The sequence below is a fragment of the Streptomyces sp. NBC_01294 genome (assembly GCF_035917235.1).
In the GTDB taxonomy this organism is placed as follows: Bacteria; Actinomycetota; Actinomycetes; order Streptomycetales; family Streptomycetaceae; genus Streptomyces; species Streptomyces caledonius.
On sequence record NZ_CP108423.1, the window covers coordinates 4,886,346 to 4,911,921 of the forward strand.

General features: G+C 70.8%; 21 protein-coding genes. 14 read left to right on the forward strand and 7 right to left on the reverse strand.

Annotated features, from left to right (window positions below; genetic code table 11):
• Nucleotides 1-100 precede the first annotated feature (100 nt).
• Complete coding sequence (locus OG534_RS22170; RefSeq protein WP_442807236.1) at nt 101-1,177, forward strand: hypothetical protein; 1,077 nt, start codon at nt 101-103, stop codon at nt 1,175-1,177.
• The gene (locus OG534_RS22175; protein WP_326590057.1) at nt 1,174-2,472 is read left to right on the forward strand and encodes a hypothetical protein; all 1,299 of its coding nucleotides are present in this window, start codon (nt 1,174-1,176) and stop codon (nt 2,470-2,472) included. The genes OG534_RS22170 and OG534_RS22175 overlap by 4 nt, the downstream gene beginning before the upstream one ends.
• A 97-nt stretch (nt 2,473-2,569) precedes the next feature.
• Here OG534_RS22175 and OG534_RS22180 read toward each other — a convergent pair whose 3' ends face one another.
• The gene (locus tag OG534_RS22180) at nt 2,570-4,090 is read right to left on the reverse strand and encodes a peptide MFS transporter (RefSeq protein WP_326590058.1); all 1,521 of its coding nucleotides are present in this window, start codon (nt 4,088-4,090) and stop codon (nt 2,570-2,572) included.
• A gap of 495 nt (nt 4,091-4,585) precedes the next feature.
• On the opposite strand from OG534_RS22180, the gene OG534_RS22185 reads away from it, so the two are divergent.
• Both OG534_RS22185 and OG534_RS22190 read left to right on the forward strand, forming a co-directional pair.
• Nucleotides 4,586-5,263: a response regulator transcription factor gene (locus tag OG534_RS22185; RefSeq protein WP_326590059.1), complete on the forward strand. Its 678-nt coding sequence runs from the start codon at nt 4,586-4,588 to the stop codon at nt 5,261-5,263.
• A gap of 40 nt (nt 5,264-5,303) precedes the next feature.
• On the forward strand, nt 5,304-6,569 hold the full coding sequence (locus OG534_RS22190; RefSeq protein WP_326590060.1) for an ATP-binding protein: 1,266 nt from the start codon (nt 5,304-5,306) through the stop codon (nt 6,567-6,569).
• A gap of 80 nt (nt 6,570-6,649) precedes the next feature.
• Here the strand turns inward: OG534_RS22190 and OG534_RS22195 are convergent, their stop codons facing one another.
• Entirely contained in the window at nt 6,650-7,177 is a 528-nt protein-coding gene (locus OG534_RS22195; protein ID WP_326590062.1) for a GtrA family protein, read from the reverse strand.
• Between the two features lie 210 nt (nt 7,178-7,387).
• Here OG534_RS22195 and OG534_RS22200 point away from each other — a divergent pair, with 210 nt between their 5' ends.
• The 4 genes from OG534_RS22200 (at nt 7,388) to OG534_RS22215 (ending at nt 11,445) form a co-directional block, all read left to right on the forward strand.
• Nucleotides 7,388-8,506 carry a 5-(carboxyamino)imidazole ribonucleotide synthase gene (locus OG534_RS22200; RefSeq protein WP_326593758.1) on the forward strand — a complete coding sequence of 373 codons (1,119 nt, stop codon included), beginning with the start codon at nt 7,388-7,390 and terminating at the stop codon, nt 8,504-8,506.
• Nucleotides 8,503-9,039: a 5-(carboxyamino)imidazole ribonucleotide mutase gene (gene purE / locus OG534_RS22205; protein ID WP_326590063.1), complete on the forward strand. Its 537-nt coding sequence runs from the start codon at nt 8,503-8,505 to the stop codon at nt 9,037-9,039. The genes OG534_RS22200 and purE overlap by 4 nt, the downstream gene beginning before the upstream one ends.
• The gene (locus OG534_RS22210; protein WP_326590064.1) at nt 9,036-10,214 is read left to right on the forward strand and encodes a dipeptidase; all 1,179 of its coding nucleotides are present in this window, start codon (nt 9,036-9,038) and stop codon (nt 10,212-10,214) included. Before purE ends, OG534_RS22210 begins: the two co-directional genes overlap by 4 nt.
• 166 nt (nt 10,215-10,380) lie before the next feature.
• Entirely contained in the window at nt 10,381-11,445 is a 1,065-nt protein-coding gene (locus OG534_RS22215; RefSeq protein WP_326590065.1) for a membrane dipeptidase, read from the forward strand.
• A 167-nt stretch (nt 11,446-11,612) separates the two neighbouring features.
• Here the strand turns inward: OG534_RS22215 and OG534_RS22220 are convergent, their stop codons facing one another.
• The gene (locus OG534_RS22220) at nt 11,613-12,956 is read right to left on the reverse strand and encodes a UDP-glucose dehydrogenase family protein (RefSeq protein ID WP_326590066.1); all 1,344 of its coding nucleotides are present in this window, start codon (nt 12,954-12,956) and stop codon (nt 11,613-11,615) included.
• Nucleotides 12,957-13,162: 206 nt separating this feature from the next.
• Between OG534_RS22220 and OG534_RS22225 the strand changes: the two genes are divergently transcribed.
• Complete coding sequence (locus tag OG534_RS22225; RefSeq protein WP_031147482.1) at nt 13,163-14,335, forward strand: acyl-CoA dehydrogenase family protein; 1,173 nt, start codon at nt 13,163-13,165, stop codon at nt 14,333-14,335.
• Between the two features lie 202 nt (nt 14,336-14,537).
• Here OG534_RS22225 and OG534_RS22230 read toward each other — a convergent pair whose 3' ends face one another.
• Nucleotides 14,538-15,713 carry a tyrosine-type recombinase/integrase gene (locus OG534_RS22230; protein ID WP_326590068.1) on the reverse strand — a complete coding sequence of 392 codons (1,176 nt, stop codon included), beginning with the start codon at nt 15,711-15,713 and terminating at the stop codon, nt 14,538-14,540.
• Nucleotides 15,714-15,847: 134 nt separating this feature from the next.
• Here OG534_RS22230 and OG534_RS22235 point away from each other — a divergent pair, with 134 nt between their 5' ends.
• The 3 genes from OG534_RS22235 to OG534_RS22245 all read left to right on the forward strand — a co-directional run bounded on the left by OG534_RS22235 (nt 15,848) and on the right by OG534_RS22245 (nt 18,975).
• Entirely contained in the window at nt 15,848-16,384 is a 537-nt protein-coding gene (locus OG534_RS22235) for a hypothetical protein (protein WP_326590069.1), read from the forward strand.
• A 275-nt stretch (nt 16,385-16,659) separates the two neighbouring features.
• Nucleotides 16,660-17,748: an LCP family protein gene (locus OG534_RS22240; protein ID WP_326590071.1), complete on the forward strand. Its 1,089-nt coding sequence runs from the start codon at nt 16,660-16,662 to the stop codon at nt 17,746-17,748.
• 144 nt (nt 17,749-17,892) lie between these two features.
• Nucleotides 17,893-18,975, forward strand: a complete 1,083-nt coding sequence (locus OG534_RS22245; protein WP_326590072.1) for an NDP-sugar synthase — start codon at nt 17,893-17,895, stop codon at nt 18,973-18,975.
• Nucleotides 18,976-19,059: 84 nt separating this feature from the next.
• Here the strand turns inward: OG534_RS22245 and OG534_RS22250 are convergent, their stop codons facing one another.
• Nucleotides 19,060-20,376, reverse strand: coding sequence for an LCP family protein (locus OG534_RS22250; RefSeq protein ID WP_326590073.1), 1,317 nt, complete (start codon nt 20,374-20,376; stop codon nt 19,060-19,062).
• Between the two features lie 105 nt (nt 20,377-20,481).
• Between OG534_RS22250 and OG534_RS22255 the strand changes: the two genes are divergently transcribed.
• Nucleotides 20,482-21,018: an acyl-CoA thioesterase gene (locus OG534_RS22255; protein ID WP_052875169.1), complete on the forward strand. Its 537-nt coding sequence runs from the start codon at nt 20,482-20,484 to the stop codon at nt 21,016-21,018.
• Between the two features lie 63 nt (nt 21,019-21,081).
• Here OG534_RS22255 and OG534_RS22260 read toward each other — a convergent pair whose 3' ends face one another.
• Nucleotides 21,082-22,578 (reverse strand): LCP family protein, encoded by a 1,497-nt coding sequence (locus tag OG534_RS22260; protein WP_442807126.1) that lies wholly within the window; start codon nt 22,576-22,578, stop codon nt 21,082-21,084.
• A gap of 176 nt (nt 22,579-22,754) precedes the next feature.
• On the opposite strand from OG534_RS22260, the gene OG534_RS22265 reads away from it, so the two are divergent.
• Entirely contained in the window at nt 22,755-23,780 is a 1,026-nt protein-coding gene (locus tag OG534_RS22265) for a glycosyltransferase family 2 protein (protein WP_326590076.1), read from the forward strand.
• A 76-nt stretch (nt 23,781-23,856) separates the two neighbouring features.
• Here OG534_RS22265 and OG534_RS22270 read toward each other — a convergent pair whose 3' ends face one another.
• Nucleotides 23,857-25,575 (reverse strand): LCP family protein, encoded by a 1,719-nt coding sequence (locus OG534_RS22270; protein WP_326590077.1) that lies wholly within the window; start codon nt 25,573-25,575, stop codon nt 23,857-23,859.
• Nucleotide 25,576: the final 1 nt, after the last annotated feature.

Below are 25,576 nucleotides of genomic sequence, written 5' to 3' on the forward strand. Positions count from 1 at the left end.
CGCCGTGGCCGGCGACAAGACCCGCGGCAGGGCCAGCGGCAAGGCCGGTGACGAGTCCGGCGGCAGGACCGGCGGCACGGTCCGGTGCCTGCTCGCGGGGCTGGCGGCCTGCGTCCTCGCCCTGTTCCCGGCGGCCCCGGCGGCCACCGCCGACGAGGCCAAGCCGACCGTGGCGCTCTCGCTCCAGGAGGCCGCCAAGGGCACGGAGATCACGGTCACCGGCACCGGCTGGCGGGCCAAGACGCTGGTGATGCTGCTGGTCTGCGGGCAGAACATGATCGGCGGCACCAACAGCTGCGCCAACGCCGACGGCGCGGCCGTCTCGGTCGGCGACGACGGGCGCTTCGCCGCCCAGCTGAATGTGGTGGCACCGCCCAAGCCCTGCCCCTGCGTCGTCAACGTCACCTCCGTCAACGGCGACCAGTCCACCGTCGCGGCCCCCCTGAAGATCACCGACCATCCGGTGGCCGAACTGCCCGCGGAATCGGGCACGGCCCGCCTGGCGATGCTCACGGGGGTCCGGCTGGAGGGCGAGGACGGGGTGCTGACCTGGTTCGGCGCCCCGCCCGCCCGGAAGTTCGAGGTCACCGTCGGCAACCTCGGCTCGGCCCCCGTCAAGGACCCGGTCTTCCAGCTCGGCACCGCCCACGGGGTGTTCGCCCCCCTGTGGGAGGAGGTCCGGTGGAAGGGCACCATCCCGCCGGGCGGCAAGGCGGAGATCGCGCTCGACGTCGCCCTCGCCGCGGGCGCCCACGGCGACTACACGATCTCCCTCAAGTACGGCGAGACCGTCGTGGCCACGCAGCCCTGGGGCGTGGACCGCCCGTACGGGGTCCTGCTCTTCTGGGGCCTGCTCCTGCTGGTGATCCCGGCCGCGGTCTTCCGCATCGGCATGGCCGTCGTCGACCGGGTCCGGCCGCGCGCCGCGCGCGCCGCGCCCGCCGCCGGCCGCCACCGCGGCGCGCGGCCCTCCGAAGCGGTCTCGGCCGTGACGGCCCGCCTCCCCCGGCTGCCCGCCCTGCGGGGAGCCGCGCCCGCCCGCTCCGACCAGCCGGCGGAGCCCCCTCGGACCACCACGGCGGTCCTGCCGTGGTTCACCCCGGACAGCGCGCCGGAGACAGCACCACAGACGTCCGCACCGTCTGAGAACCGTTCGACGACGAAGGGACCATCGTGAAGACCCAACGGAGGGTGAGCGCGGCCGTGGTCGCGCTGCTGCTCGGCGGCGCGGGCATTGCCACAGCGGCTTCTCCCGCACTGGCCGCCGACGCCACGTTCAAGGTCAAGTGCGTGCCACCGGCCGGCGGCGGCGCCCCGGTGGAGGGCGAGACCACCGCCAAGATCACCGCCCCGGCCACGGCCAAGGTCGGTGACGAGGTCGACGTGTCCTGGGAGACGGTCAAGCCGGCCTCGAACAACACGGACCTGATGGACATCCCGCAGGACGCGGTCCAGCCCACCGGCTGGATCACGGTGGGCGGCGGGGGCGGGGAACTGAAGGTCGTTGGGGAGAAGAAGAACCCGCCGATCCCCAAGAAGGCCCCCATGCAGATGTCCACGATGAAGGGCAAGCTGAAGCTGACCAAGGCGGGCAAGATCAGCCTGACCCCCGGCAAGTACGACGTCGCCGTGACGTTCTCCTTCGGCACCTTCGTCACCAAGTGCGCGCCGATCGGGGAGGTCAAGGGCGGGGCCACCATCGACGTGTCCGCGGGCTCCAGTGGCGGTACGACGACCGGCGGAACGACCACCGGAGGCTCCACCACCACCGGCGGCTCCACGACCACCACGGGCGGCTCCACCTCGGGCTCCGGCGGCAGCGGCGGCGGAGGCGGCCAGACCGACTTCCCGGGCAAGCCGGTCGAGGTGGCCTTCGACTGCGGGCCGGTCGTCCCGGGGGGCATCAAGACCCCGGTCACGATCAACGCCAAGAAGAACGGCGGCAGCTACGACCTGACGGTCAAGACCGCCAAGGGCGCCATGGCGGCGCCCATGGCCCTGCCCGCCGGTGCCCTCAAGCCCTCGATGAACGTGAAGCTCGGCGGGGCGGACAGCGGCACGGTCAAGGTCTCCGGACCGGCCAACGCGGAGCCGATTCCCGACAAGGCCCCGGTCAGCCTCAACGACATGACCGGCACCTACAAGCCCGGGAAGAGCGGCAAGGTCACGCTGAGCCCGGACCAGCTGACGATCGACGTCACGATGGCGCCGGGCTCCACGCCGATCAACGTTCCCTGCAAGGCGGCCAGCAGCGGCGTCTCGCTGGAACTGGACACCACCGCCCAGCCGGGCGGATCCGGCTCCTCGACCACCACGGCCACCGGCAGCACCACCTCGGGCGGCCTCGCCGAGACCGGCGCGGAGGACGAGGGCGGCATCAAGGCCCTGGCCCTGGTCGCCGGCACGGTGATCCTGCTCGGGGCAGCGGTGTTCACCTTCACCCCGTGGCGCCGCCTGCGCGGCACCCGCTAGCACCCGCCGGCACCCGCCGGCACCGGTCACGGCACGGCGAACGGCCCGGCACACCTTCCGGTGTGCCGGGCCATTCGTCCGACGGGGCGGGGACGGGTCAGTTCACGTCGCCCATGAGCGCGTTGACCTTCTTGCGGTACATGTAGATCGCGACACCGGCGAGGACGGCGGCGGCCGCCTGGAAGAGGATCACCCCGACGCCGTCCAGCTTCACGTCGGCCAGAGCGAGCAGACCGGTGATGCAGTCACCGGCGGTGACGGCCAGGAACCAGACGCCCATCATCTGGGAGGCGTACTTCTTCGGCGCCATCTTCGTCGTGACCGACAGGCCGACCGGGGAGAGGAACAGCTCGGCGATCGTGTGCATCAGGAAGATCAGCACCAGCCACCACATGGTGACCTTGGCGTCGTTGCCGGCGACCTGGCTCAGCGGCACGGAGAAGACGAAGAACGAGGCGCCGATGATGATCAGGGCGACCGAGAACTTCACGATGGTGCTGGGCTCGCGGTTGCGGCGGGCCAGGGCGACCCACACGGCGGCGAAGATCGGGGCCAGGGCCACCACGAAGAGCGGGTTCAGCGACTGGAAGATGACGGTGGGGACTTCCCAGCCGAGCAGGCTGCGCTCGGAGTTCTTGTCACCGAAGAGCGAGAGGGTCGAACCGCCCTGGTCGTAGATCATCCAGAAGACGGCGGCGGCCACGAAGAACCAGATGTAGGCGCTCATCCGGGACTGCTCGCCGGCGGACAGGTCCTTGTCCCGCTTGATGCGCACGAGGACCGCGACCGGGATGATCAGACCGGCGATCGTGATCGGGTACAGCGCCCACTTGATGGTGAACATGTCTGCCGAGACGACCGCGGTGTAGAAGACCGCGACGGCGGCCAGGACGGCGAGGGCCTTGACGATCACGGCCTTGCGCTCGGCCGGGGACAGCGGGTTCGGGACCAGGCTGCTCTGCGGGCTCAGGGTGCGGCCGGCGGCGAGGAAGACCACGAGGCCGACGCCCATGCCGATGGCGGCGAGCAGGAAGCCGAGGTGCCAGTTGACGACCTCGCCGATGGTGCCGATCACGATCGGCGCCGCGAAGGCACCCACGTTGATGCCGATGTAGAAGATCGTGAAGCCGCTGTCACGGCGCGGGTCGTCCACGCCCTTGTACAGGTGGCCGACCATCGTGGAGATGTTGGCCTTCAGCAGGCCGGAGCCGACCGCGACCAGCAGCAGGCCGACGAAGAACGCCATCTGGCCGGGCAGGGCGAGCGCCACGTGGCCCGCCATGATGATGAAGCTGGCGACGGCGACCGTCTTGCGGGCGCCCCAGACACGGTCGCCGAACCAGCCGCCGGGCATGGCCATGAGGTAGACCATGGCCACGTAGACGGAGTAGATCGCCGTGGCCGTCGCCGCCGTGAAGCCGAGCCCTCCGCCCTGGCTGCCGGTCGCGGCGTCCACACCGCCGGAGACCAGGTACAGCACCAGAAGCGCACGCATGCCGTAGTAGGAGAAGCGCTCCCACATCTCGGTCATGAACAGCGTGGCCAGGCCGATCGGGTGGCCGAAGACGGTCTTCTCGTGAGCGGGGCTCGGTGAGGCCGTCGTCAGGCTGGAAGCCATGTCGATCCTTGCTTGCTCGGGACGCTTGGCTTCGTGAGCTCATCCGCGCCCGGTGGGGGGTGGCCGGCACCGGCGACGGATCTTCCACCCCACGCCCGGGGGTCTCGCCCTCCAATGGGGTGGGAGGCGAAGGAACATCCGTAACCGGGATCCACGCCCCCTCGCTCGTCTTCGCGCGAGGGGGCCGGCCCACAGGTCATTCACTGTCATCAAGCCCGGACAGGTGAGTCCATTCAGACTGCCCGTCCGTTCAGGACAGAAGTAGAGACCTTCGGCGCGCTTTTCGGCACAAAGGTCCCTGAGGTAGTGCATCAGGCGTCTCGCCACCATACGACACGACAGTGCCTGATTTGAAAGGACTTGAGAGATGGATCACAAGGTTGGCGGGGAACCGTTCGATCACATTCGAAGGTGGTCGGCCGTTCACAAGGCCAGATAGAGAGGGGTCTGTAGGCAGGCCTCTCGTTCCACCCGCCGCGGACTACCATCACCCACATGACGCGTGTACTGCTCGCCGAGGACGACGCATCCATCTCGGAGCCCCTGGCCCGCGCCCTGCGCCGGGAGGGGTACGAGGTCGAGGTCCGGGAGGACGGCCCCAGCGCCCTGGACGCGGGACTGCAGGGTGGCGTCGACCTCGTCGTCCTGGACCTGGGACTGCCGGGCATGGACGGCCTGGAAGTCGCCCGCCGGCTGCGCGCCGAGGGCCACGGCTTCCCGATCCTGGTCCTCACCGCCCGCGCGGACGAGGTCGACACGGTCGTCGGCCTGGACGCCGGCGCCGACGACTACGTGACCAAGCCCTTCCGCCTGGCCGAGCTGCTGGCCCGGGTCCGGGCCCTGCTCCGGCGCGGCGCCGCCGAGACCGTGCAGCCCCCCGCCACCCACGGCGTGCGGATCGACGTCGAATCGCACCGCGCCTGGATGGGCGAGGAGGAGCTCCAGCTCACCGCCAAGGAGTTCGACCTGCTGCGGGTCCTGGTCCGCGACGCGGGCCGGGTCGTCACCCGCGACCAGCTCATGCGCGAGGTCTGGGACACCACCTGGTGGTCCTCCACCAAGACCCTCGACATGCACATCTCCTGGCTGCGCAAGAAGCTGGGCGACGACGCCGCGAACCCCCGCTACATCGCCACCGTCCGCGGCGTCGGCTTCCGCTTCGAGAAGAGCTGAGCGGTCCGCTCCGCAGACGCCCTAGGGCATGCTCTAGGGCATGCGCCGCCGCCTCATCCAATCCACGCTCGCCGTGGTGCTCGTCGTGATCGCCGTGTTCGGGGTCTCCCTCGTCATCGTGGAGACCCGGACCATCACCAGCAGCGCCCAGGACCGCATCGAGTCCGAGGCGCTGCGGCTGGTGGGCATCGTCGAGGCGAACGTCCTGGAGAAGAAGCAGGTCGACCCCGTCGCCCTCGCCGAACAGCTGGGCGCCGGGCACTACGCGCGGATCACCATCCCCGGGCAGCCGGCCCTGGAGGTCGGCACCCCGATCCCCGACAGCGTCATCCGCGGCACCGCGCGCGGCGAGCAGGGCGAGATGGTGATCGTCGAGGAGGCCCGCTCCACCGTGACCAGGGAGGTCGGGCGGACCCTGGCCGTGGTCGGCGCGGTGGCGCTGCTGGCCGTCGTGGCCGCCGTGCTGCTCGCCGTACGGCAGGCGAACCGGCTGGCCTCCCCGCTCACCGACCTCGCCGAGACGGCCGAGCGGCTCGGATCGGGCGATCCGCGGCCCCGGCACAAGCGGTACGGGGTCCCCGAGCTGGACCGCGTCGCGGACGTGCTGGACGCCAGCGCCGAGCGGATCGGCCGGATGCTGACCGCCGAGCGGCGCCTGGCCGCGGACGCCTCGCACCAGCTGCGCACCCCGCTCACGGCGCTGTCGATGCGGCTGGAGGAGATCACGGTCACCGAGGACCTGGAGACCGTACGGGAGGAGGCGACGATCGCCCTGACCCAGGTGGAGCGGCTCACGGACGTGGTCCAGCGCCTGCTCACGAACTCGCGCGACCCGCGGACCGGCTCGGCGGTCCCCTTCGACCTCGACGAGGTCGTCAAGCAGCAGGTGGAGGAGTGGCGGCCGGCCTACCGCAGCGCCGGCCGGGCCATCGTGCGCTCCGGCAAGCAGGGCGTGCGGGCCGTCGGCACCCCGGGCGCGGTCTCGCAGGTCCTGGCCACCCTGGTGGAGAACGCCCTGATGCACGGCGGCGGCACGGTCGCCCTGCGCACCCGGGTGATCGGCAACCAGGCGGTGCTGGAGGTCACCGACGAGGGGCCGGGGGTCCCGCCCGACCTCGGCAACCGGATCTTCGAGCGGGCCATCAGCGGCCGCAACTCCACCGGGATCGGCCTCGCGGTCGCCCGGGACCTCGCGGAGGCGGACGGCGGACGCCTGGAGCTGCTGCAGACGCAGCCGCCGGTGTTCGCGCTGTTCCTCAGCCGGACGGCGCCGGAGCGGACCGAGCCGTCGGCCACGGTGCGCTAGCCGCGGGGAGAGGCCGTACGAGGGCCCGTACGCGAGTCCGTACGGGGGAGCCCGCACGAGGGCCGTACTGGAAGTCCGTCCTAGTTGTTCGCGGGCTCCGGCGCGGGCCTGCGCTCCGGCCTGGGCAGGGGCGCAGGCTCCGGTATCGGCTCGGACGCCGGTGCGGCCGCGGGCAGGGCCTTGAAGACCCAGGTGCGGTACGACCAGAAGCGGAAGACCGTGGCGGTGCCGATGCCGATGAACTTGAACACGTTGCTCGCGACCGGGCCGTCCCAGCCGAAGCCGTAGGTGGCGGTGTAGAGCACGCCGTTCTCGATGACCAGGCCGATCCCGCTGAAGGCGGCGAACAGGACCATCTCGCGGGTGCGGCCGCTCTGGGCGCGGTCCCGGTAGGCGAAATAGCGGAAACCGATGTAGTTCGTGACGATGGCCACGACGGTGGCTATCACGCTCGCGCGCACCACCTGCAGATCGGTCGTGTTGCGGATCAGGTTGAAGACACCCAGGTTGACCAGCACACCCAGACCCCCGACCGCCCCGAACTTGGCGACCTCACGCACGAGGCCGCGTACGCGTTCGAGAACAGATCCGTTCCCCGGAGTGCTCATCTGATGGTTCAGTCCCTGTCGGTCACCGCCCCGCTGGGGGGCGTCCGGAGTCCTCCGTCAACCCGCTCATGGTAAGTGTCGCCCCTGTGGCCCGTCTGTGCCTTCGGACACCCTGCGACGCACGGCACACCGGCGGGTCCGCGCCAGGGCCCGTCCGGATGGCGGAATACCGGCGGATACCCTGGAGGAGTGACGTTCCCGGTAGTCGGCATGGTCGGCGGCGGTCAGCTCGCCCGCATGACCCACGAGGCGGGTATCCCCCTCGGCATCAGATTCAAGCTCCTCAGTGACACCCCGCAGGACTCGGCGGCCCAGGTCGTGAGCGATGTCGTCATCGGCGACTATCGCGACTTGGAGACGCTGCGCGCCTTCGCGCGCGGCTGCGATGTGATCACTTTCGACCACGAGCATGTACCCATGGAGCACCTGCGGGCCCTGGAAGCGGACGGCATCCCCGTCCGCCCGGGGCCTGACGCCTTGGTGCATGCCCAGGACAAGGGGGTGATGCGCGCCAAGCTCGACGAGATCGGCGCGCCCAGCCCCCGCCACCGGATCGTGAGCGATCCGGACGACGTGGCGGCCTTCGCGGACGAGGTGGGCGGGTTCCCCGTCATCCTCAAGACCGTGCGCGGCGGGTACGACGGCAAGGGCGTGTGGTTCGTCCGCACCCCCGAGGACGCGGAGGCCCCCTTCAAGGCGGGCGTCCCGGTCCTCGCGGAGGAGAAGGTCGATTTCGTCCGCGAGCTCGCGGCGAACATCGTCCGCTCCCCGCACGGCCAGGCCGTGGCCTACCCCGTCGTCGAGTCCCGCCAGGTGGACGGGGTCTGCGACACGGTGATCGCCCCCGCCCCGAACCTCTCGGAGGCACTGGCGGGCGAGGCCCAGGCCCTCGCCCTGCGCATCGCCAAGGAACTCGGCGTGACCGGCCACCTGGCCGTGGAGCTGTTCGAGACCACCGACGGCCGGATCCTGGTCAACGAGCTGGCGATGCGCCCGCACAACAGCGGCCACTGGACCCAGGACGGCGCCGTCACCTCCCAGTTCGCCAACCACGTACGGGCGGTCCTGGACCTCCCGCTGGGCGACCCGCGCCCCCGCGCCCCGTGGACGGTCATGGCGAACGTGCTGGGCGGGGACTACCCCGACATGTACGCGGCGTACCTGCACTGCATGGCCCACGACCCCCAGCTGAAGATCCACATGTACGGCAAGGACGTGAAACACGGCCGCAAGGTCGGCCACGTCAACACCTACGGCGACGACCTGGACGATGTGCTGGAGCGCGCACGCCACGCTGCCGACTACCTCAGAGGAACGGTCACCGTATGAGCACCACCGCCGCAGGCCCCGTCATCGGCATCGTCATGGGCTCCGACTCGGACTGGCCCGTCATGGAGGCCGCAGCCCAGGCCCTCGACGAGTTCGAGATCCCCTACGAGGTCGACGTCGTCTCCGCGCACCGGATGCCGCGCGAGATGATCGCGTACGGGGAGCGGGCCGCCGAGCGCGGCCTGAAGGCGATCATCGCGGGCGCGGGCGGCGCCGCCCACCTGCCCGGCATGCTCGCCTCGGTCACCCCGCTGCCGGTCATCGGCGTGCCCGTGCCGCTGAAGTACCTCGACGGCATGGACTCGCTGATGTCGATCGTCCAGATGCCCGCGGGGGTTCCCGTCGCCACCGTCTCGATCGCCGGGGCGCGCAACGCGGGGCTGCTGGCCGTACGGATGCTGGCCGCGCACGACGCGGACCTGCTGGCCCGCATGAACGACTTCCTGCAGGAGCTCAACGACCAGGCCACCGAGAAGGGCAAGCGGCTGCGCACGAAGGTCGCGAGCGCGGATTCCTTCGGGTTCGGCAAGTGAGCGCGGCGCAGCGTCTGGCACAGGCGCGCGAGCTGCTGGCCGAGCACCCCGTCGTGGACGGCCACAACGACCTGCCCTGGGCGCTGCGCGAGCAGGTGCGCTACGACCTGACGCAACGGGACATCGCGGGCGACCAGTCCGCCCACCTGCACACCGACATCCCCCGGCTGCGCGCCGGGGGCGTCGGGGCCCAGTTCTGGTCCGTGTACGTCCGCTCCGACTACGCGGGCGACGAGGCGGTCAGCGCCACCCTGGAGCAGATCGACGTCGTCGCCCAGCTGATCGACCGCTACCCCGGCGACCTCGTACGGGCGCTGACGGCGGACGACATGGAGGCGGCCCGCGCCGACGGCAGGATCGCCTCCCTGATGGGCGCCGAGGGCGGCCACTCCATCAACAACTCGCTCGCCACGCTGCGCGCCCTGCACCAGCTGGGCGTGCGGTACATGACGCTCACGCACAACGACACGATCGACTGGGCGGACTCGGCGACCGACGAGCCCCGGCACGGCGGCCTGACCGACTTCGGCCGCGAGGTCGTCCGCGAGATGAACCGCGTCGGCATGCTGGTGGACCTCTCGCACGTCGCCGCGACGACGATGCGGGACGCGCTCGCGGTCTCGGCCGCGCCGGTGGTCTTCTCGCACTCCTCGGCGCGGGCCGTCTGCGACCACCCGCGCAACATCCCCGACGACGTGCTGGCGCTGCTGCCGGCCAACGGCGGCGTCGCGATGGCCACCTTCGTCCCGAAGTTCATCCTCCCGGCGGCGGTCGAATGGACCCTGGCCGCGGACGAGAACCTGCGGGCCCACGGCTTCCACCACCTGGACACCACCCCCGAGGCGATGGCCCTGCACCGGGCCTTCGAAGCGCGGAGCCCGCGCCCGGTGGCCACGGCCGCCACGGTGGCCGACCACCTGGACCACATGCGCGAGGTGGCCGGGATCGACCACATCGGCATCGGCGGGGACTACGACGGCACGGCCTTCACCCCGTCCGGGCTGGACGACGTGGCCGGCTACCCGAACCTGGTGGCGGAGCTGCTGGCGCGCGGCTGGTCCAAGGCGGACCTGGCCAAGCTGACCTGGTCCAACGCGGTACGGGCGCTGCGCGACGCGGAAGCGGTGGCGCGCGAGCTGTCGGCGTCCCGGGGCCCGTCGAACGCGGTGATCTAGCGGCGTAGGCGGCAGGGACCGCGGATACGGCGGTTGCGGCGACGGGTGTGACCTGCACATTTCAGGGATGTCACCCGAACGCCGCATCCGCCGGGCGTCCCTGCCGTCCCACGTGTCACGGTGGCACCATCTCTCCCTGCTGCCTCCGAGACCGGAGCAAAAAGCCATGGCCGACCTGCAGGATGAACCCCACTCCGTGGGCATCGGGGCCGAGGACCTTCCGGCCCCGCTCGCACCCGAGACGGCGGCGAGCGCCCTCGAACGGGCCGCCGCGCTGCTGTCCGTCCATCCCGTCGCGGACGGGTGCAACACGTTCGTCTGGACCCTGCGCCAGAGCCCGTACCACGACATCGACACGCCCGACGGCGGCGTCGACACCGACATCCCGCGGCTGCGCGCCGGGGGAGTGGGGGCCCAGTTCTGGTCCCTGCTCGTACCGCCCGGCCGGCTGCGCGAGGACGCGACCAGCGACCAGGTGGTCTCCGACACCCTGGAGCAGATCGACGTCGCGCTGACCCTCATGCACCGCTACCCCGACCACCTCTGCCTGGCGCTCAGCGCCGACGACATGGCGGACGCCCGCAACCGGGGCCGGATCGCCTCGTTCCTGGGCCCCGTGCCCGGTCGCACGCTGACCGACTCCCTGGGCGCGCTGCGCGCCTTCCACGCGCTGGGCGTACGGATCCTCGCGCCCGCCGGAGCGCCGTGGGCGCAGCAGGAACTGACGGCCTTCGGCCACGAGGTGGTCCGCGAGGCGAACCGCCTCGCGGTGCTGCTGGACATCACCGGCTGCCCGCCGGCGGTCGCCTGCCAGCTCGCGGGCGCCTCCAAGTCGCCGGTGATCATCTCGAACACGGCGGCGGCCGCACTGACCCCGCATCCGGCGAACGTCCCGGACGAGGTCCTGATCGCGGTGCGGGAGGCCAAGGGCCTCGCGATGGTCACCTTCGACACCGCGCGCACCGGCGACTCCCTGCACGCCGTGGCGGACCACCTCGACCACGTACGGGCGATCGCGGGCCCGCAGAGCGTCGGACTCGGCGCCGCCTTCGGCGCCGAACCGCCGGGCCCCCGCCCGGCCGGCCTGACCGACCCCTCGGGCTACCCGCGGCTGATCGCGGAACTCCTGGACCGGGGCTGGCCGGAGTCCGACGTCACCATGCTGACCTGGGGCAACGCCCAGCGCGTCCTCCGCGACGCAGAATTCACCGCCCGCCGCGCAGCCCACTAGTCCAGCCTCGGTCTTCAGCCCCGCCGGCTCAGGATCTTCAGCCTCGCCGCTCAGGATCTTCAGCCCCGCCGGCGTTTGAGGCGCGGGGGCTCGGGGGCAGCGCCCCCGCAACGGCGCCGCACCCGCCCGACCACCCGCACCCCGACCACCCGCCGACCCCAGAGGGCTCAGGCCCGCGGACGCCCCATCGCCCGGTAGGTCCACCCGGCCGCCCGCCACCGCACCGGATCCAGCGCGTTGCGCCCGTCCAGGACGAGCCGGTCGGTGACGACGGCCGCCAGTTCCGCCGGGTCGAGATCCCGGAACTCGCGCCACTCGGTCAGGTGCAGCACGACCTCCGCACCCCGGGCCGCCTCCAGCGCGGAGTCCGCGTACCCCAGCGTCGGGAAGACCCGCCGGGCGTTGTCCATGCCCTTGGGGTCGTAGACGGTGACCTGCCCGCCCTGGAGGTGGATCTGACCGGCCACGTTCAGGGCGGGCGAGTCCCGTACGTCGTCCGAGTCCGGCTTGAAGGTCGCACCGAGCACGGCGACCCGCTTGCCGAGGAACGACCCGCCCACGGCGTCCCGGGCCAGCTCGACCATGTGGCCGCGCCGGCGCATGTTGATGGAGTCGACCTCGCGCAGGAAGGTGAGCGCCTGGTCGGCCCCCAGCTCGCCGGCGCGCGCCATGAAGGCCCGGATGTCCTTCGGCAGGCATCCGCCGCCGAAGCCGATCCCGGCCCGCAGGAACTTCGCGCCGATCCGCTCGTCGTAGCCGATCGCCTCCGCCAGCTTGACCACGTCACCGCCGGCGGCCTCGCACACCTCCGCCATCGCGTTGATGAAGGAGATCTTGGTGGCGAGGAAGGAATTGGCGGCGGTCTTGACGAGCTCGGCGGTCGGGAAGTCGGTGACCACCAGCGGGGTCCCCTCCGACATCGGCGTCTCGTACACCTCGCGCAGCACCTTCTCGCCGCGCTCGCCCTGGACGCCGACCACGATCCGGTCCGGGTGCAGGGTGTCCTGCACGGCGAAGCCCTCCCGCAGGAACTCCGGGTTCCAGGCCAGCTCCACGTCCTCGCCCGCCGGGGACAGCTCCACCAGCTTCGCGGCCAGCCGCTCCGCCGATCCCACCGGGACCGTGGACTTGCCGACCACCAGCACCGGCCGGGTCAGGTGCGGGGCGAGCGAGGCCATCGCGGAGTCGACGTAGGACATGTCGCAGGCGTACTCGCCGTGCTTCTGCGGAGTGTTCACGCACACGAAGTGGACGTCGCCGAACGCGCCGACCTCCTCGTAGGAGGTGGTGAACCGCAGGCGCCCCGTCGACCCCGGCAGCCCGGCCACGTGCTTGGCCAGCAGCTCCTCCAGCCCGGGCTCGTACATCGGCACCCGGCCCGACGCCAGCAGCTCGATCTTCTCGGGCACCACGTCCAGCCCCAGCACCTCGAACCCCAGCTCCGCCATCGCCGCGGCGTGGGTCGCGCCGAGGTATCCGGTGCCGATCACAGTGATCCTGAGGGGGGCCATGGGTGCTCCAGAGGTGCGGGGCCGTTTGCGGCCACTGAGCATAGTCGGGCCCACCAGCGGGGACGTTCCCCAGGAGCCCACTGCTGTCGACACCGCTGTCATGCAACTCACGTAGGCCGTCCATATCGCCATCCGTGACCGGGCCACTAAGCTTGGGTTACTTAACGGTAGTTAGCATCACGCATCACCCTGGGGAGTGAGAGATCTTGGCGGGTTCTGCCGACTTCGACCTGTACCGCCCGGCCGAGGAGCACGACATGCTCCGCGAGTCGGTCCGCTCGCTCGCCGAGGCGAAGATCCTGCCGTTCGCCGCCGCGGTCGACGAGGAGTCCCGCTTCCCGCAGGAGGCCCTCGACGCCCTGGTCGCCAGCGACCTGCACGCCGTCCACGTGCCCGAGACCTACGGCGGCGCGGGCGCCGACGCCCTCGCCACCGTGATCGTGATCGAGGAGGTGGCCCGCGTCTGCGCGTCCTCCTCCCTGATCCCGGCCGTGAACAAGCTCGGCTCGCTCCCGGTGATCCTCTCCGGTTCCGAGGAGCTCAAGGCCAAGTACCTCGGCCCGCTCGCCAAGGGCGACGCGATGTTCTCGTACGCGCTCTCCGAGCCGGACGCGGGCTCCGACGCCGCCGGCATGAAGACCCGCGCCGTGCGCGACGGGGACTTCTGGGTGCTCAACGGCGTCAAGCGCTGGATCACCAACGCGGGCGTCTCCGAGTACTACACGGTCATGGCCGTGACCGACCCCGAGAAGCGCTCCAAGGGCATCAGCGCCTTCGTCGTGGAGAAGGGCGACGAGGGCGTGTCCTTCGGCGCCCCGGAGAAGAAGCTCGGCATCAAGGGCTCCCCGACGCGCGAGGTCTACCTCGACAACGTCCGGATCCCCGCCGACCGCATGATCGGCGCCGAGGGCACCGGTTTCGCCACCGCGATGAAGACCCTGGACCACACCCGCATCACGATCGCGGCCCAGGCGCTCGGCATCGCCCAGGGCGCCCTGGACTACGCCAAGGGCTACGTCCAGGAGCGCAAGCAGTTCGGCAAGCCGATCGGCGACTTCCAGGGCGTGCAGTTCATGCTCGCGGACATGGCCATGAAGATCGAGGCCGCCCGCCAGCTGACGTACTCCGCCGCGGCCCGCTCGGAGCGCGTGTCCGGCGGTGGCCCCCACGAGGACCTCACCTTCTTCGGCGCCGCGGCCAAGTGCTTCGCCTCCGACGTGGCCATGGAGGTCACCACGGACGCCGTCCAGCTCCTCGGCGGCTACGGCTACACCCGCGACTACCCGGTGGAGCGCATGATGCGCGACGCCAAGATCACCCAAATTTATGAAGGCACGAACCAGGTCCAGCGGATCGTCATGGCCAGGAACCTGCCGTAGCAAGGTTTTCGCAGGTCAGGAGCCTTCTCCGGTGATCTGGAAGCAGTGATCGGCTTCTGGTCCGTTCGGGCCCGTTCCGGGCCTTTCCTGGGCGTCGTGCTGGGGAAATCCTGGGCGGACACTGGGCTGGAAACGCGTGCTGACCCTGCACGAAGGGAAGGGCCCCCGGCATGTCGCCGGGGGCCCTTCCCTTCGTGCAGGGTCAGGCGATTTCGGCCCGGTCGGTGGGGTCGTCGGCACCGGGAGTCAGCATGGTTGCGATGGCTGCACGTCCGCGCTGCTCGGCTCCTTCGAAGATGTAGTGGTAGTGCTCACGAAGCACGTCCGTGCTGCTGTGCCCCATCCAGTCGGCTACATCGTTCTCAGGGACGCCCGCGTAGAGCAACCGGGACCCGTAGTAGTGCCGCATGGAGTGCGGCTTGCAGTAGGGCACCCCGCCCTTCGTCAGGGCCGCCAACCAGATCTGCCGGTAGAAGTACGAGGCATACACATACCCGGTCCGTGTGACGTTCGGGAACAGAAGGCGCTCCGGCCCCCAGACGCCGTGGTTCTTGATGTGCCTGCGCAGCTCGAGCGCCACGTTCGGCGGGAGGGGCACGATGCGCCCCGGCTCCTCCTCGTCGCGGGCCTTGACGTGCCGCCGCTGGAGCGCACTGTTCTTCCCCGACTCGGATTCGCCGTCCTCCGCAATCTGGAAATCGACGCGCAGGACCTTGGCCTGGAAGTCGATCTGATCGCGTGAGACCGACATGGCCTCACCGATCCGGAGACCGCATCCCGCCATGAGCCAGAGCATCGCTCGGTACCGTGGCGGGGCCCCGTTCAGCATGGCCAGCACTTCCCGAGTCGTCAGCCGCCGGGCGTTGCTCTTGTGCTCGCGTATCTCCTTGGCGCGGCTGCCCGCGTGCCTGATCTTCTTGCACGGGTTGCGCCCGATGATCTCGTTGACGACGGCCCAGTCCATCATCCCGGAGAAGAACGAGAACCGCTGGCGCCGGGTCCGGGCCGACAAATTCCGGTCCTGTTCCATCCACAGCAGCCACTGTTCGATGTCCGTGACCTTCAAGGACGCGATGGAGCGGGCCTTGAAGAACGGTTCCAGGGTCGTGTTCTGGATCGAGCGGTACTGCTTCGTGGTGCTGTTCTCCAGCTTCCTTTGAGTGGTCCACTGCTCCCAGACCGCCGTCACGGGCTGCTTCCCCAGCTTGTCGTCCAGGTAAGTCCCTGCGTCTAGCTCCTGCTCCCTCCGCTTCCGGTGGTCGTCGGCGAGTTTCTTGGTCTCGAACGACTTCTGACGTTGCTTGCCGCCCGGGTCGTACCAGAACGTCGTCCACTTCTTCTCGCCGTCTTTCGAGCGCGCTACCCATGCTCTTGCCACAGCGGTGCCGGCCCCTCCGTCGATGAATGGGCCGTCCCCATGTCGTGCATGGCCGCCCCGGCCTCAGCCTGCACGGTGGCCACCCTGGGTTGTCAACACAGGGTGGATCACCCTAGGTGGTGTACGGTGGGGGCGTGAAGGCAGACGAGAGCGGATTCGAGATCACCCAGCAGCAAGGCAGCTGGGTGATCCGAATGTGGTGGCCGGTTGGGTCGATCACGGGAGGCCCGCAGCGCATGACCGTGGAGCCCGTCGATGGCGCCGAGCCACGTGACCTTGCACGCGGCATCTCTACGACCGTTCTCAGGAGGCTGGACATCGCGGCCGCGTTGACCCTGGCCAAGATGGCTCCAGAGGCCCAGCGAACGTTTGAGGACCTCACCCGCCAAGTGGAAGCCGCCGGTGAGGCTGCCGGGCGCCTCCTGTCGGCCGAGGGCGTCTCGGAGCGGTATCTGGCGACGCTCACGCTGGCCTACTCGGCTATGGCGGAAGGTGGCGCTCCAGCCCCAATTCCTTGGCTCGCCCGGTTGATCGAACGTCGGCCCGAGACGGTCAAGGATCACCTGAAGAAGGCACGGCGGGACGGCTACTTGGGCACCCTCGCAGGCAAGGCCGGCGGAGAGGTGACAGACAAGGCCAAGGCAGTGCTGGGCCTCGACGGCGAGCAGTGACAGTTGCCCGCAACCTGCCGTAACGGGCCCGCCCCGCGGATACGCGAACGACCCCCGGCGTCATGCCGGGGGTCGTTCGCGTTGTCTGCCCCGGACAACCCTCCGCGCCCCTGCGGGAAGTGGCGCAGAACCACCGTTCGAATATGGCCCAAGGGCATCTATGATGCTGTCGCATCGGGCTGGTCGCCGCCGTACAGGCCGTATGAACAGAGGCGCTGACAGGCCGACAGCCACCACTCCTGCGGCCACGTCCACCTAGGCTAAAGGACTTGAACATGACCACAGACACGGTCACACCCAGCCGCCGCAAGCCCCAAGGCCCCGATGCCGCCGCCGGGGGCACGCAGCGTACGCGGGGGCAGCGCATCCGCCGCGGCATCGCCTGGACGGCGCTGGGCCTGGTGCTGGTGGCCGGGGGCACCGGCTGGTGGATGTACCACCGTCTGGACTCGAACCTGAGCGCCGTGGACCTGAACAAGGCCCTGGGCCCGGACCGTCCCGAGAAGCTCCCCTCCAGCGGTACGAACCTGCTGATACTGGGCTCCGATTCCCGGGCCGGCGCCAACGGGGAGCTGGCCGGAGGCAGCAGCGGCGGCCTCTCGGACACCACGCTGATGGTGCACATACCCGAGGGCCGGCAGCAGGCGGTGGTGGTCAGCATTCCGCGCGACACCCTGATAACCAGACCCGAGTGCCAGAAGAAGGACGGCACGGTGCTCGGGTCCCGGGAGCGCGTCATGTTCAACTCCCTCCTTCCGCAGGCCGGTCCCGGCTGTGTGGTCAAGACCGTCGAGAAGATGTCCGGCGTGCGGATGGACCACTACATCGAGGTCGACTTCGCCGGCTTCAAGAACCTGGTCGACGCGATCGGCGGGGTGCACATCACGCTGAAGGAACCGATCAGGCACGGCGCGAGCGGCCTCAACCTCGCCGCCGGTCCCCAGAAGCTCAACGGCACCCAGGCGTTGGGATTCGTCCGGACCCGGCTCGGCGTCGGCGACGGCAGCGACCTCGGCCGCATCAGCAACCAGCAGATGTTCCTGACGGCCCTCCTCAGCGAGGTGAAGCAGCAGGACCTGTTCGGCAGCCCGGCCAAGACCTTCGAGATCGCCGATGCCGCCACCAAGTCGATGACGACCGACTCCGAGCTCGCGTCGCTCACTTCGCTCGCCACCTTCGCCCGCAGCATGAAGGGCGTCGACCCCAACAGCATGGAGACCATCATGCTGCCCGTGGCGTACGACAAGGCCGACCCCAACCGCGTGGTGGCCGCCGAGCCGCAGGCGTCCACGCTGTGGAAGGCGCTGCGCGAGGGAACGAAGATCCCGGAGTCGGCGAAGAAGTCGCCCGCGACCGGAGGCTGACGGACGACGCCACGGCCCGCTCCCCCGGGGGAGCGGGCCGTGGCGTTTGTCACCTGAGTCCTGGGCCCCGCTGCGGCGCTTCGGCACCACTCCGATGGGCTAAATTTGGACCTTCGTACGCCGGAGTGGGTTGGGGAGAACGCAATGACGGAAGCGATCCTGCTGGTCGGCGGACAAGGGACGCGGTTGCGCCCCGTGACGGTGAACACGCCGAAGCCGATGGTCCCCACGGCAGGCGTCCCGTTCCTCGCCCACCAGATAGCCCGCGCCGCCGCCGCCGGTGTCACGCACATCGTGATGGCCACCTGCTACCTCGCCGAGGTCTTCGAGCCCTACTTCGGCGACGGATCCGACTTCGGCGTCCACCTGGAGTACGTCGTCGAGGACGAGCCGCTCGGTACCGGCGGCGCGATCCGCAACGCCGCGCGGCTGCTCACCGGGGACCCGGACTCCGCCGTCCTCGTCTTCAACGGCGACATCCTCACCGGCCTGGACATCGCCGGCCTGGTCGAGTCGCACCGGGCGGCCGACGCCGACGTCTCCCTGCACCTGGTCCGGGTCGAGGACCCGCGCGCCTTCGGCCTGGTCCCCACCGACTCCGAGGGGCGGGTGCTGGCCTTCACCGAGAAGCCGCAGACCCCCGAAGAGATCATCACCGACCAGATCAACGCCGGCTGCTACGTGTTCCGCCGCAGCGTCATCGACTCCATCCCGGTCGGCCGGCCCGTCTCCGTGGAGCGCGAGACGTTCCCCGGCCTGCTCGCCTCCGGAGCCCGGCTGCACGGCGTCACCGAGAACAGCTACTGGATGGACCTCGGCAGGCCCGAGTCCATCATCCAGGCCTCCGCCGACCTGGTCCGCGGCGTGGTCTCCTCCCCGGCCGTCCCCGGACGCCGCGGTGAGTTCCTGGTGCTGCCCGGGGCCCGGGTGGCGGCCGGGGCCAAGCTGTCGGGAGGCACCGTCGTCGGCGCCGGAGCCCGGATCGAGGCCGGAGCGGTCGTCCAGGGCTCCATCGTGCTCGACGACGCGGTCATCGGCCCGGACGCCCAGGTGAGCGCCAGCCTGATCGGCGCCCGCGCCTCGGTGGGCGCGCGGACCGTGCTGGACGGCACCGTCGTCGGCGACGGCGCCGTCGTGGGGGCCGACAACGAACTGCGCGCCGGGGCCCGGGTGTGGTGCGAGGCCGAGCTGCCCGCCGCCGCCATCCGCTTCTCCCCGGACGCCTGACCCCGGCCCGGGGAGGCCCGGGAGACCGGGCACTTCGGCGAGACCGGGGACGCGGGGCAGGCCGGGGAGGAAGCGCCGCCGCGGTCAGTTCCCGCGGACGGTGACCTTCTCGTCGTTCTGGATCTGCTTCACCAGCTGCTGCACCTTCGCCTTGTCCCAGACGAGGTTGCCGCCGCGCTGGCCGGAGATCGGCATGTTCATCGAGACGCCGTCACCGCCGTTGACGCCCTTCATCGCGAAGAACATCTGGCCCATGTCGTACAGGCCCATGTCCTTGTCCACGATCAGCGTGTCCAGGCCCGCGCCCAGCATCGGGTACAGCGAGAACGGGTTGAGGATCGTCGAGGGCGTCGCGGCCTGACTGGCCAGCGCCGACAGGAACTTCTGCTGGTTCTTGGTGCGCTGGAGGTCGGACTCGGCGAAGGCGTACCGGGTCCGTACGAAGGCCAGCGACTGCTCGCCGTTCAGGGTCTGCTTGCCGGCCTTGAAGTCGGCGCCCGACTTCTCGTCCTTGAAGCCCTCCTCGATGTTCAGCTCCACCCCGCCCAGCGCGTCCACGATGTTCGCGAAGCCGGCGAAGCCGATCTCCGCGTAGTGGTCGATCCGCAGACCGGTGTTGTGCTCCACCGTCCGCACGAGCAGCTCGGGGCCGTCCTCCGCGTACGCCGCGTTGAGCTTGACCCGGCGCCCCTGCGCGGGGAACTTCTTGCCCGACTGGGAGCCGACGAAGGACGGGATCTCCACGTCCGAGTCGCGCGGCAGCGAGATCATGGTGTTCCCGCTGGAGCACTTCGCCAGGATCATCATCGAGTCGGTCCGCTTGCCCTCGGCCGAGCCCGTGTGGAGCTTCTTCTTCTCCTCGGCGGACATGCCCTCGCGGCTGTCGGAGCCCACGATCAGGTACGTCGTGCAGTCGCCCTCCTTCGGGCGCTCGATGACCTTGGACAGGTCCACCTCGCGGCGCACCTTGGAGTCCGCCCAGAAGTACGTGGTGACCGTCGTCACCACCAGCGCGGAGACCAGCACGATCGAACCGACCTTGATCCGCTTGCGCCAGTCCGGCGCGGGGCCGGGCGCCCGCCCGGGACGGCCGGGCCCCGCCGGTCCGCCGGGACCGCCCGGCCCGCCCGGAGCTCCGCCCGAGGGAGCACCGTAGACCTGGCCGGTGTTGTAACCGCTGTCGTAACCGCCGTACGTGTCGTGGCTCCCCGCCTGCTGCGGAGGGACGCCGTACGCCGGCGGAGGGCCCGCCGGCCGGTCCGGGCGCGGGGGCTGCGCGGGCAGCGGCGGCTGCTGCTGCGGCTGCCGCCGGATGTGCCGCATCCGCTGCACACCCTCGGGCTGCGGCTGCGCGCTGCCGCGCCCGTACGCGTCGTCACGACCTTCTGGCCAGTCATTCATGCGCCAAGGATGCCTTCCCCGGCATGCGGTCCGACAGCCCGGGGGTGGATCCGTGCCGGTGCTGTTGCAGAGCTGATGCCTCCGGTACGGATCTAAGGTGTCCGTATGACACAGATACCGGGCGAGCTGCCCGGGAAGCCGACCGCGGCCTCCCGTACGACCCTCAGCCACATCATGACCGCCAACGACACCAATCTCCTCGGCACGGTGCACGGCGGCGTGATCATGAAGCTGGTGGACGACGCGGCCGGCGCGGTGGCCGGGCGCCACTCCGGCGGCCCGGCGGTCACCGCATCCATGGACGAGATGGCCTTCCTCGCGCCCGTGCGCGTGGGCGACCTCGTCCACGTGAAGGCCCAGTGCAACTGGACCGGCCGCTCCTCCATGGAGATCGGCGTACGGGTCCTCGCGGAGCGGTGGAACGAGTCCACCCCCGCCACCCAGGTCGGCAGCGCCTACCTCGTCTTCGCGGCCGTGGACGCCGACGGCAAGCCCCGTGAGGTCCCGCCCGTCCTCCCGGAGACGGAACAGGACGAGCGGCGCTACCAGGAGGCCCAGATCCGCCGCACGCACCGCCTCGCCCGCCGCCAGGCCATCATGGCGCTGCGCGAGGAGCGCTCGGCCCAGGGCTTCGACGACTGACGGCAGGACAGGCAGGCGGACCGGACAACCGGGATGAGCCGGACAACCAGGTCGGGCCGGAGGCTAGTTCCCGCACACCACCTGGTCGCCGGTGACCACCCCGAAGGCGCCCTGGTACGGATCCTCCGCGCGCACCGGCACCACCTTGCGGTAGTCCGCGCCCGCGGTCACCAGCACGGTCCGCCCCTGGCCCGCCACCGCCCGCAGCCTGCTGCCCGGCAGGGCCGTCGCCACCGACCGGGCGGAGCGGTCCCAGCGCGGGTCGTACGCGATCACCGTGCGCTTGACCTCGCGGCTGGCGCCGTTGCCCGGGGCCCGGGTGGTGTCGAAGCCGGTGGCGCGCAGCGCCGCGTCGACCCGCCCGCCCAGCCCGTCGATCCGCGTGCCGTTCTCCACCTGCACCCGGACCTGCTGCGGGGGCACGTCCACCGGGACCGCCGCGGGCCGGGCGGCGGCGGCCTTCCCGGGCCGGACCGGGGCGAGCGGCCGGTCCTCGCGCAGCGCCTCGAACAGCTTGGCGGCCTTCGGCTCGTCCCACTTCACGGTGGACCCGATGCCCTTGACGGGGAACGAGGGGTTGCCGACGGGCACCGAGGCGAACTCCGAGGAGGACGGGGTGAAGTCCCGCATCGCCTGTCCGAGCGCCAGCATCTGCTCCGAGCCGAAGTCCTTGTCGGCCCGGACCGAGCCGAGCAGGGTGGAGCTGACCTCCTTGAACTTCACCGGGTTCAGCAGCACCCCGCCACCGGTCGCCTGCTTGATCAGTGCGGCGATGAACCGCTGCTGACGCTGCATCCGGCCGAGGTCCGAGGCCCCGTCGACATGGCGCGAGCGCACGTACTGCAGGGACTGTCCGCCGCTCAGCCGGTGGCTGCCGGGCAGCAGGTCGAGGCCGGTGTTCGGGTCGCGCATGGTCTTGGCCGTGCAGATCTCCACGCCGCCCATCGCGTCGACCGTCTTCATGAAGCTGGTGAAGTCGACCTCCAGGTAGTGGTCGATCTTCACCCGGGTCATGTTCTCGACGGTCCGCACGGTCAGGTTGGGCCCGCCCTCCGCGTACGCCGCGTTCAGCTTCAGCGGGTGGGCCTTGTGGGTCTTGCCGGTGACCAGGTCCCGGTGCGCGGGCACCTCGGTGTAGCTGTCGCGGGGCAGGCTGATCACGCTCGCCCGCTCCTTGTCCGCCGACAGGTGCACCAGCATGATCGTGTCCGTGCAGCGGCAGGGCGCCCCGCCCAGGCGGTACTCGCGCTTCTCCTCCGGGGTGATCTTCTCGCGGCCGTCGGTGCCCACCAGCAGGAAGTTGATGCCGTGCCCGGCCTGCGGGCGGTTCTTCATGTCCTTGAACGGGTCCACCCGCTCGATCCCGGTGTCCAGGCCGGTCATCACGGCGTGCCCGATGGCCCCGGAGCCCAGCACCGCCACCGACAGCCCGGCCGCGAGCCGCACTCCCCACCGGGGGCGGTCGCCCCGGCGCCGGGCCGGGCCGCCGCCGGCGCCGCGGCGGGCGCGCTGCGGCTGGGACGGCCCGGCGGGACGGGTGGGGCGGTGCGGCTGGGGCACGGTGGACACCTCCGCGGGGAGCAGCAGGGAGGCCAGTCGGGGGACGGGCCGGATCAGCTGATTCGACAGAACAGTAGGCCCATACGATCAGCCGTTGTCCTTACCGATCACTCGGCGCGCACCGGGTTCCCCCGTACGCGGTAACGTGACACCGATACCCGACCTTGAAGGACCACATGCCCGCCCAGCAGCCCGCAGTCTCGGTGATCATGCCGGTGCTCAATGAGGAGCACTACCTCCGCGATTCCGTCCGCCACATCCTGGAACAGGAGTACGCGGGCGAGATGGAGGTGGTGATCGCACTCGGGCCGTCCACGGACCGCACCGACGAGATCGCCGCCGAACTCGTCGCCGAGGATCCCCGAGTTCACACCGTCCCGAATCCCACCGGCCGGACCCCGGCGGCGCTGAACGCCGCCATCAAGGCTTCGCGTCACCCGATCGTGGTACGCGTCGACGGCCACGGCATGCTCTCGCCGAACTACATCGCGACCGCGGTCCGCCTCCTGGAGGAGACCGGTGCGCAGAACGTCGGCGGCATCATGCACGCCGAAGGCGAGAACGCCTGGGAAGAGGCCGTCGCCGCCGCGATGACCTCGAAGATCGGCGTCGGCAACGCGCCCTTCCACACCGGTGGCCAGGCGGGGCCGGCCGAGACCGTCTACCTCGGTGTCTTCCGGCGCGAGGCGCTGGAACAACAGGGCGGATACAACGAGGAGTTCATCCGCGCCCAGGACTGGGAGCTGAACTTCCGCATCCGCGAAGCCGGCGGTCTGATCTGGTTCTCGCCGGAGCTGAAGGTCCAGTACCGCCCGCGGCGCTCCGTACGGGCCCTGGCCAAGCAGTACAAGGACTACGGGCGGTGGCGGCACGTGGTGGCCCGCTACCACGCGGGCTCCATCAACGTGCGCTACCTGGCCCCGCCGACCCTCGTGTGCGCGCTCGCCGCGGGCGTGGTCGTGGGCGTGACGGTCAGCCCCCTGGGCTTCGCCGTCCCGGCCGGCTACGTCGCGGCGATCGTCGCGGGCTCCGTGCCGGCGGGCAAGGGCCTCGGCCTGAAGGCCCGGGCACAGATCCCCGTCGCGCTGGCGACCATGCACCTGTGCTGGGGCTTCGGCTTCCTGACCAGCCCGCGCTCGCTGGCGAACAAGCTCATCGCGAGCCGTCGCCCGGCCGTGCACCGGGACTCCTCGCAGGTCTGAGGCGCGCGCGAACGCACGAAGGGGCCCGGTGCAGCAGCACCGGGCCCCTTGCGCGAACGCCCTGCCAGGTGAAGCCCTACCAGGTGAAGCCCTCTTGGATCTTCATGCAGGCCTTCGCGTCGTCGCCGTTGAGCGCCCGGGCGGAGTCCGGGGCCTTGGTCGGGGCCGGCGGCGGCGGGGTCGGCGCGTTGCCGGTGCGCCAGTCCTTGCCGACGAACAGGACGATCCCGGCCACCTCGTCGGTCTTCTGCACCGAGGTCGCCGGCAGGCCCAGCGCGGTGGCCAGGGCGTGGGCGTCGGCCGCCTGGGCGTCACCGGCGAAGCGGATCACCGTGGTGTCCTCGGCGCCCGTCTGGGTCGCGGCGGTGGCCTTGGTGTAGCCCTTGCCGACCAGCAGGGCCGCGACGTCGGTCGCCCGGTTCTTGGCCCTGACCTCGGCGCCGTCCTTGCCTCCGGTCGCGTTGCGGACGCTGACCGCGATCTTCGCGGGCGACGCGGGCGCCGCCGTGGTCGGGGCGGTGGTCGGCTGCTGGGCCGGTCCGGACGGGGTGCCCGCGGAGGCGGATGCGCCCGGCGGGGTGGAGGCGTTCCCGGGGGCCGGCGATGCCGAACCCTGGCCGTCGAGGGCGATGTCCTCGCGGACCATCCTGAACAGGTCCTCGGCCTCGCCCGTCTTGGGCTCGACCCGTCCCTCCAGGCCGGCCTTGTTGCTGTAGACCCACGGCATGGTGGTCATGGTGATCCGGCCCGGCGGGACCTTCTTGAGCTCCATGCTGAGGTCGAAGAGCTTGTCGATCTTGTTCAGGCCGGTGTCCACGACCATGGCCTCGATGGCCGCCTGCGCCAGGCTGTTGAGCTTCACCGGGTTGGTGAGCTTGGCGTTCTTGCGGAACTCGCGGGCCATCGAGTTCATGTACTGGTGCTGGGCGTGGGTGCGGCCGATGTCCGTGCCGTCCTCGAAGCCGTAGCGGGTGCGCAGCCACTGGAGGGCGGTCTCGCCCTGGATGATGCTCTCGCCCGCCGGCAGCTTCAGGCCGGAGCCCTTGCCGTCGCGGGTGCGGGAGTGCACGTTCTGCTCGACGCAGACCGGGACGCCGCCGATGGCGTCGGCCATCGAGACCACGCCCTTGAAGTCGATCATCATGAAGTGATCGATGGGGATCTTGGTCAGCTCGGTCCAGGCGGCGACCGTGCAGCCGGGCCCGCCGCGCTGGAGGGACTCGTTGGTCTGGACGAGCCCCTTGCTGGCGGGGTGCACCTTGCCGTTCGGCTCGGTGCACTTGGGCATCATCAGCATCGTGTCGCGCGGCATCGAGACCACGGACATGTTGCTGCGGTCGGCGGACAGGTGCAGCAGCATCTGCACGTCCGCCAGCGGCGGGCCGTCGAAGGTGTCCGAGGCCCCGCCGAGGGCCTGGTTCTCCGCGTCGTTGCGCGCGTCCGAGCCGATGAGCAGGATGTTCAGAGGGGTCTGCCCGAAGGCGTTGGGCTTGGAACCGCCCAGTCTGTTCTCGCCGAGGTTCAGCGCGTCCGTCTGGATGTTGCCGTTCAGGTGGCGGTAGTAGAGGTATCCGGCCGCCGCCGTCCCGAGTATGAGCAGGGACAGCACGGAGGACACCCAGCGCAGCACGCGCCGCCGGCCCCTTCGGGTGGGACGGCCGCCGGCGGAACGGCGGGCCGCTCTGGAGCCGCCCCGTGGCGGCGGCACCGCGCCGGGCGCGTCCGCACCGCCGCCGGATATGTCCTCGCCGGACCGGGCGTTCGCCCCCTCCTCCCGCACGTTGCTGTGCCTCACA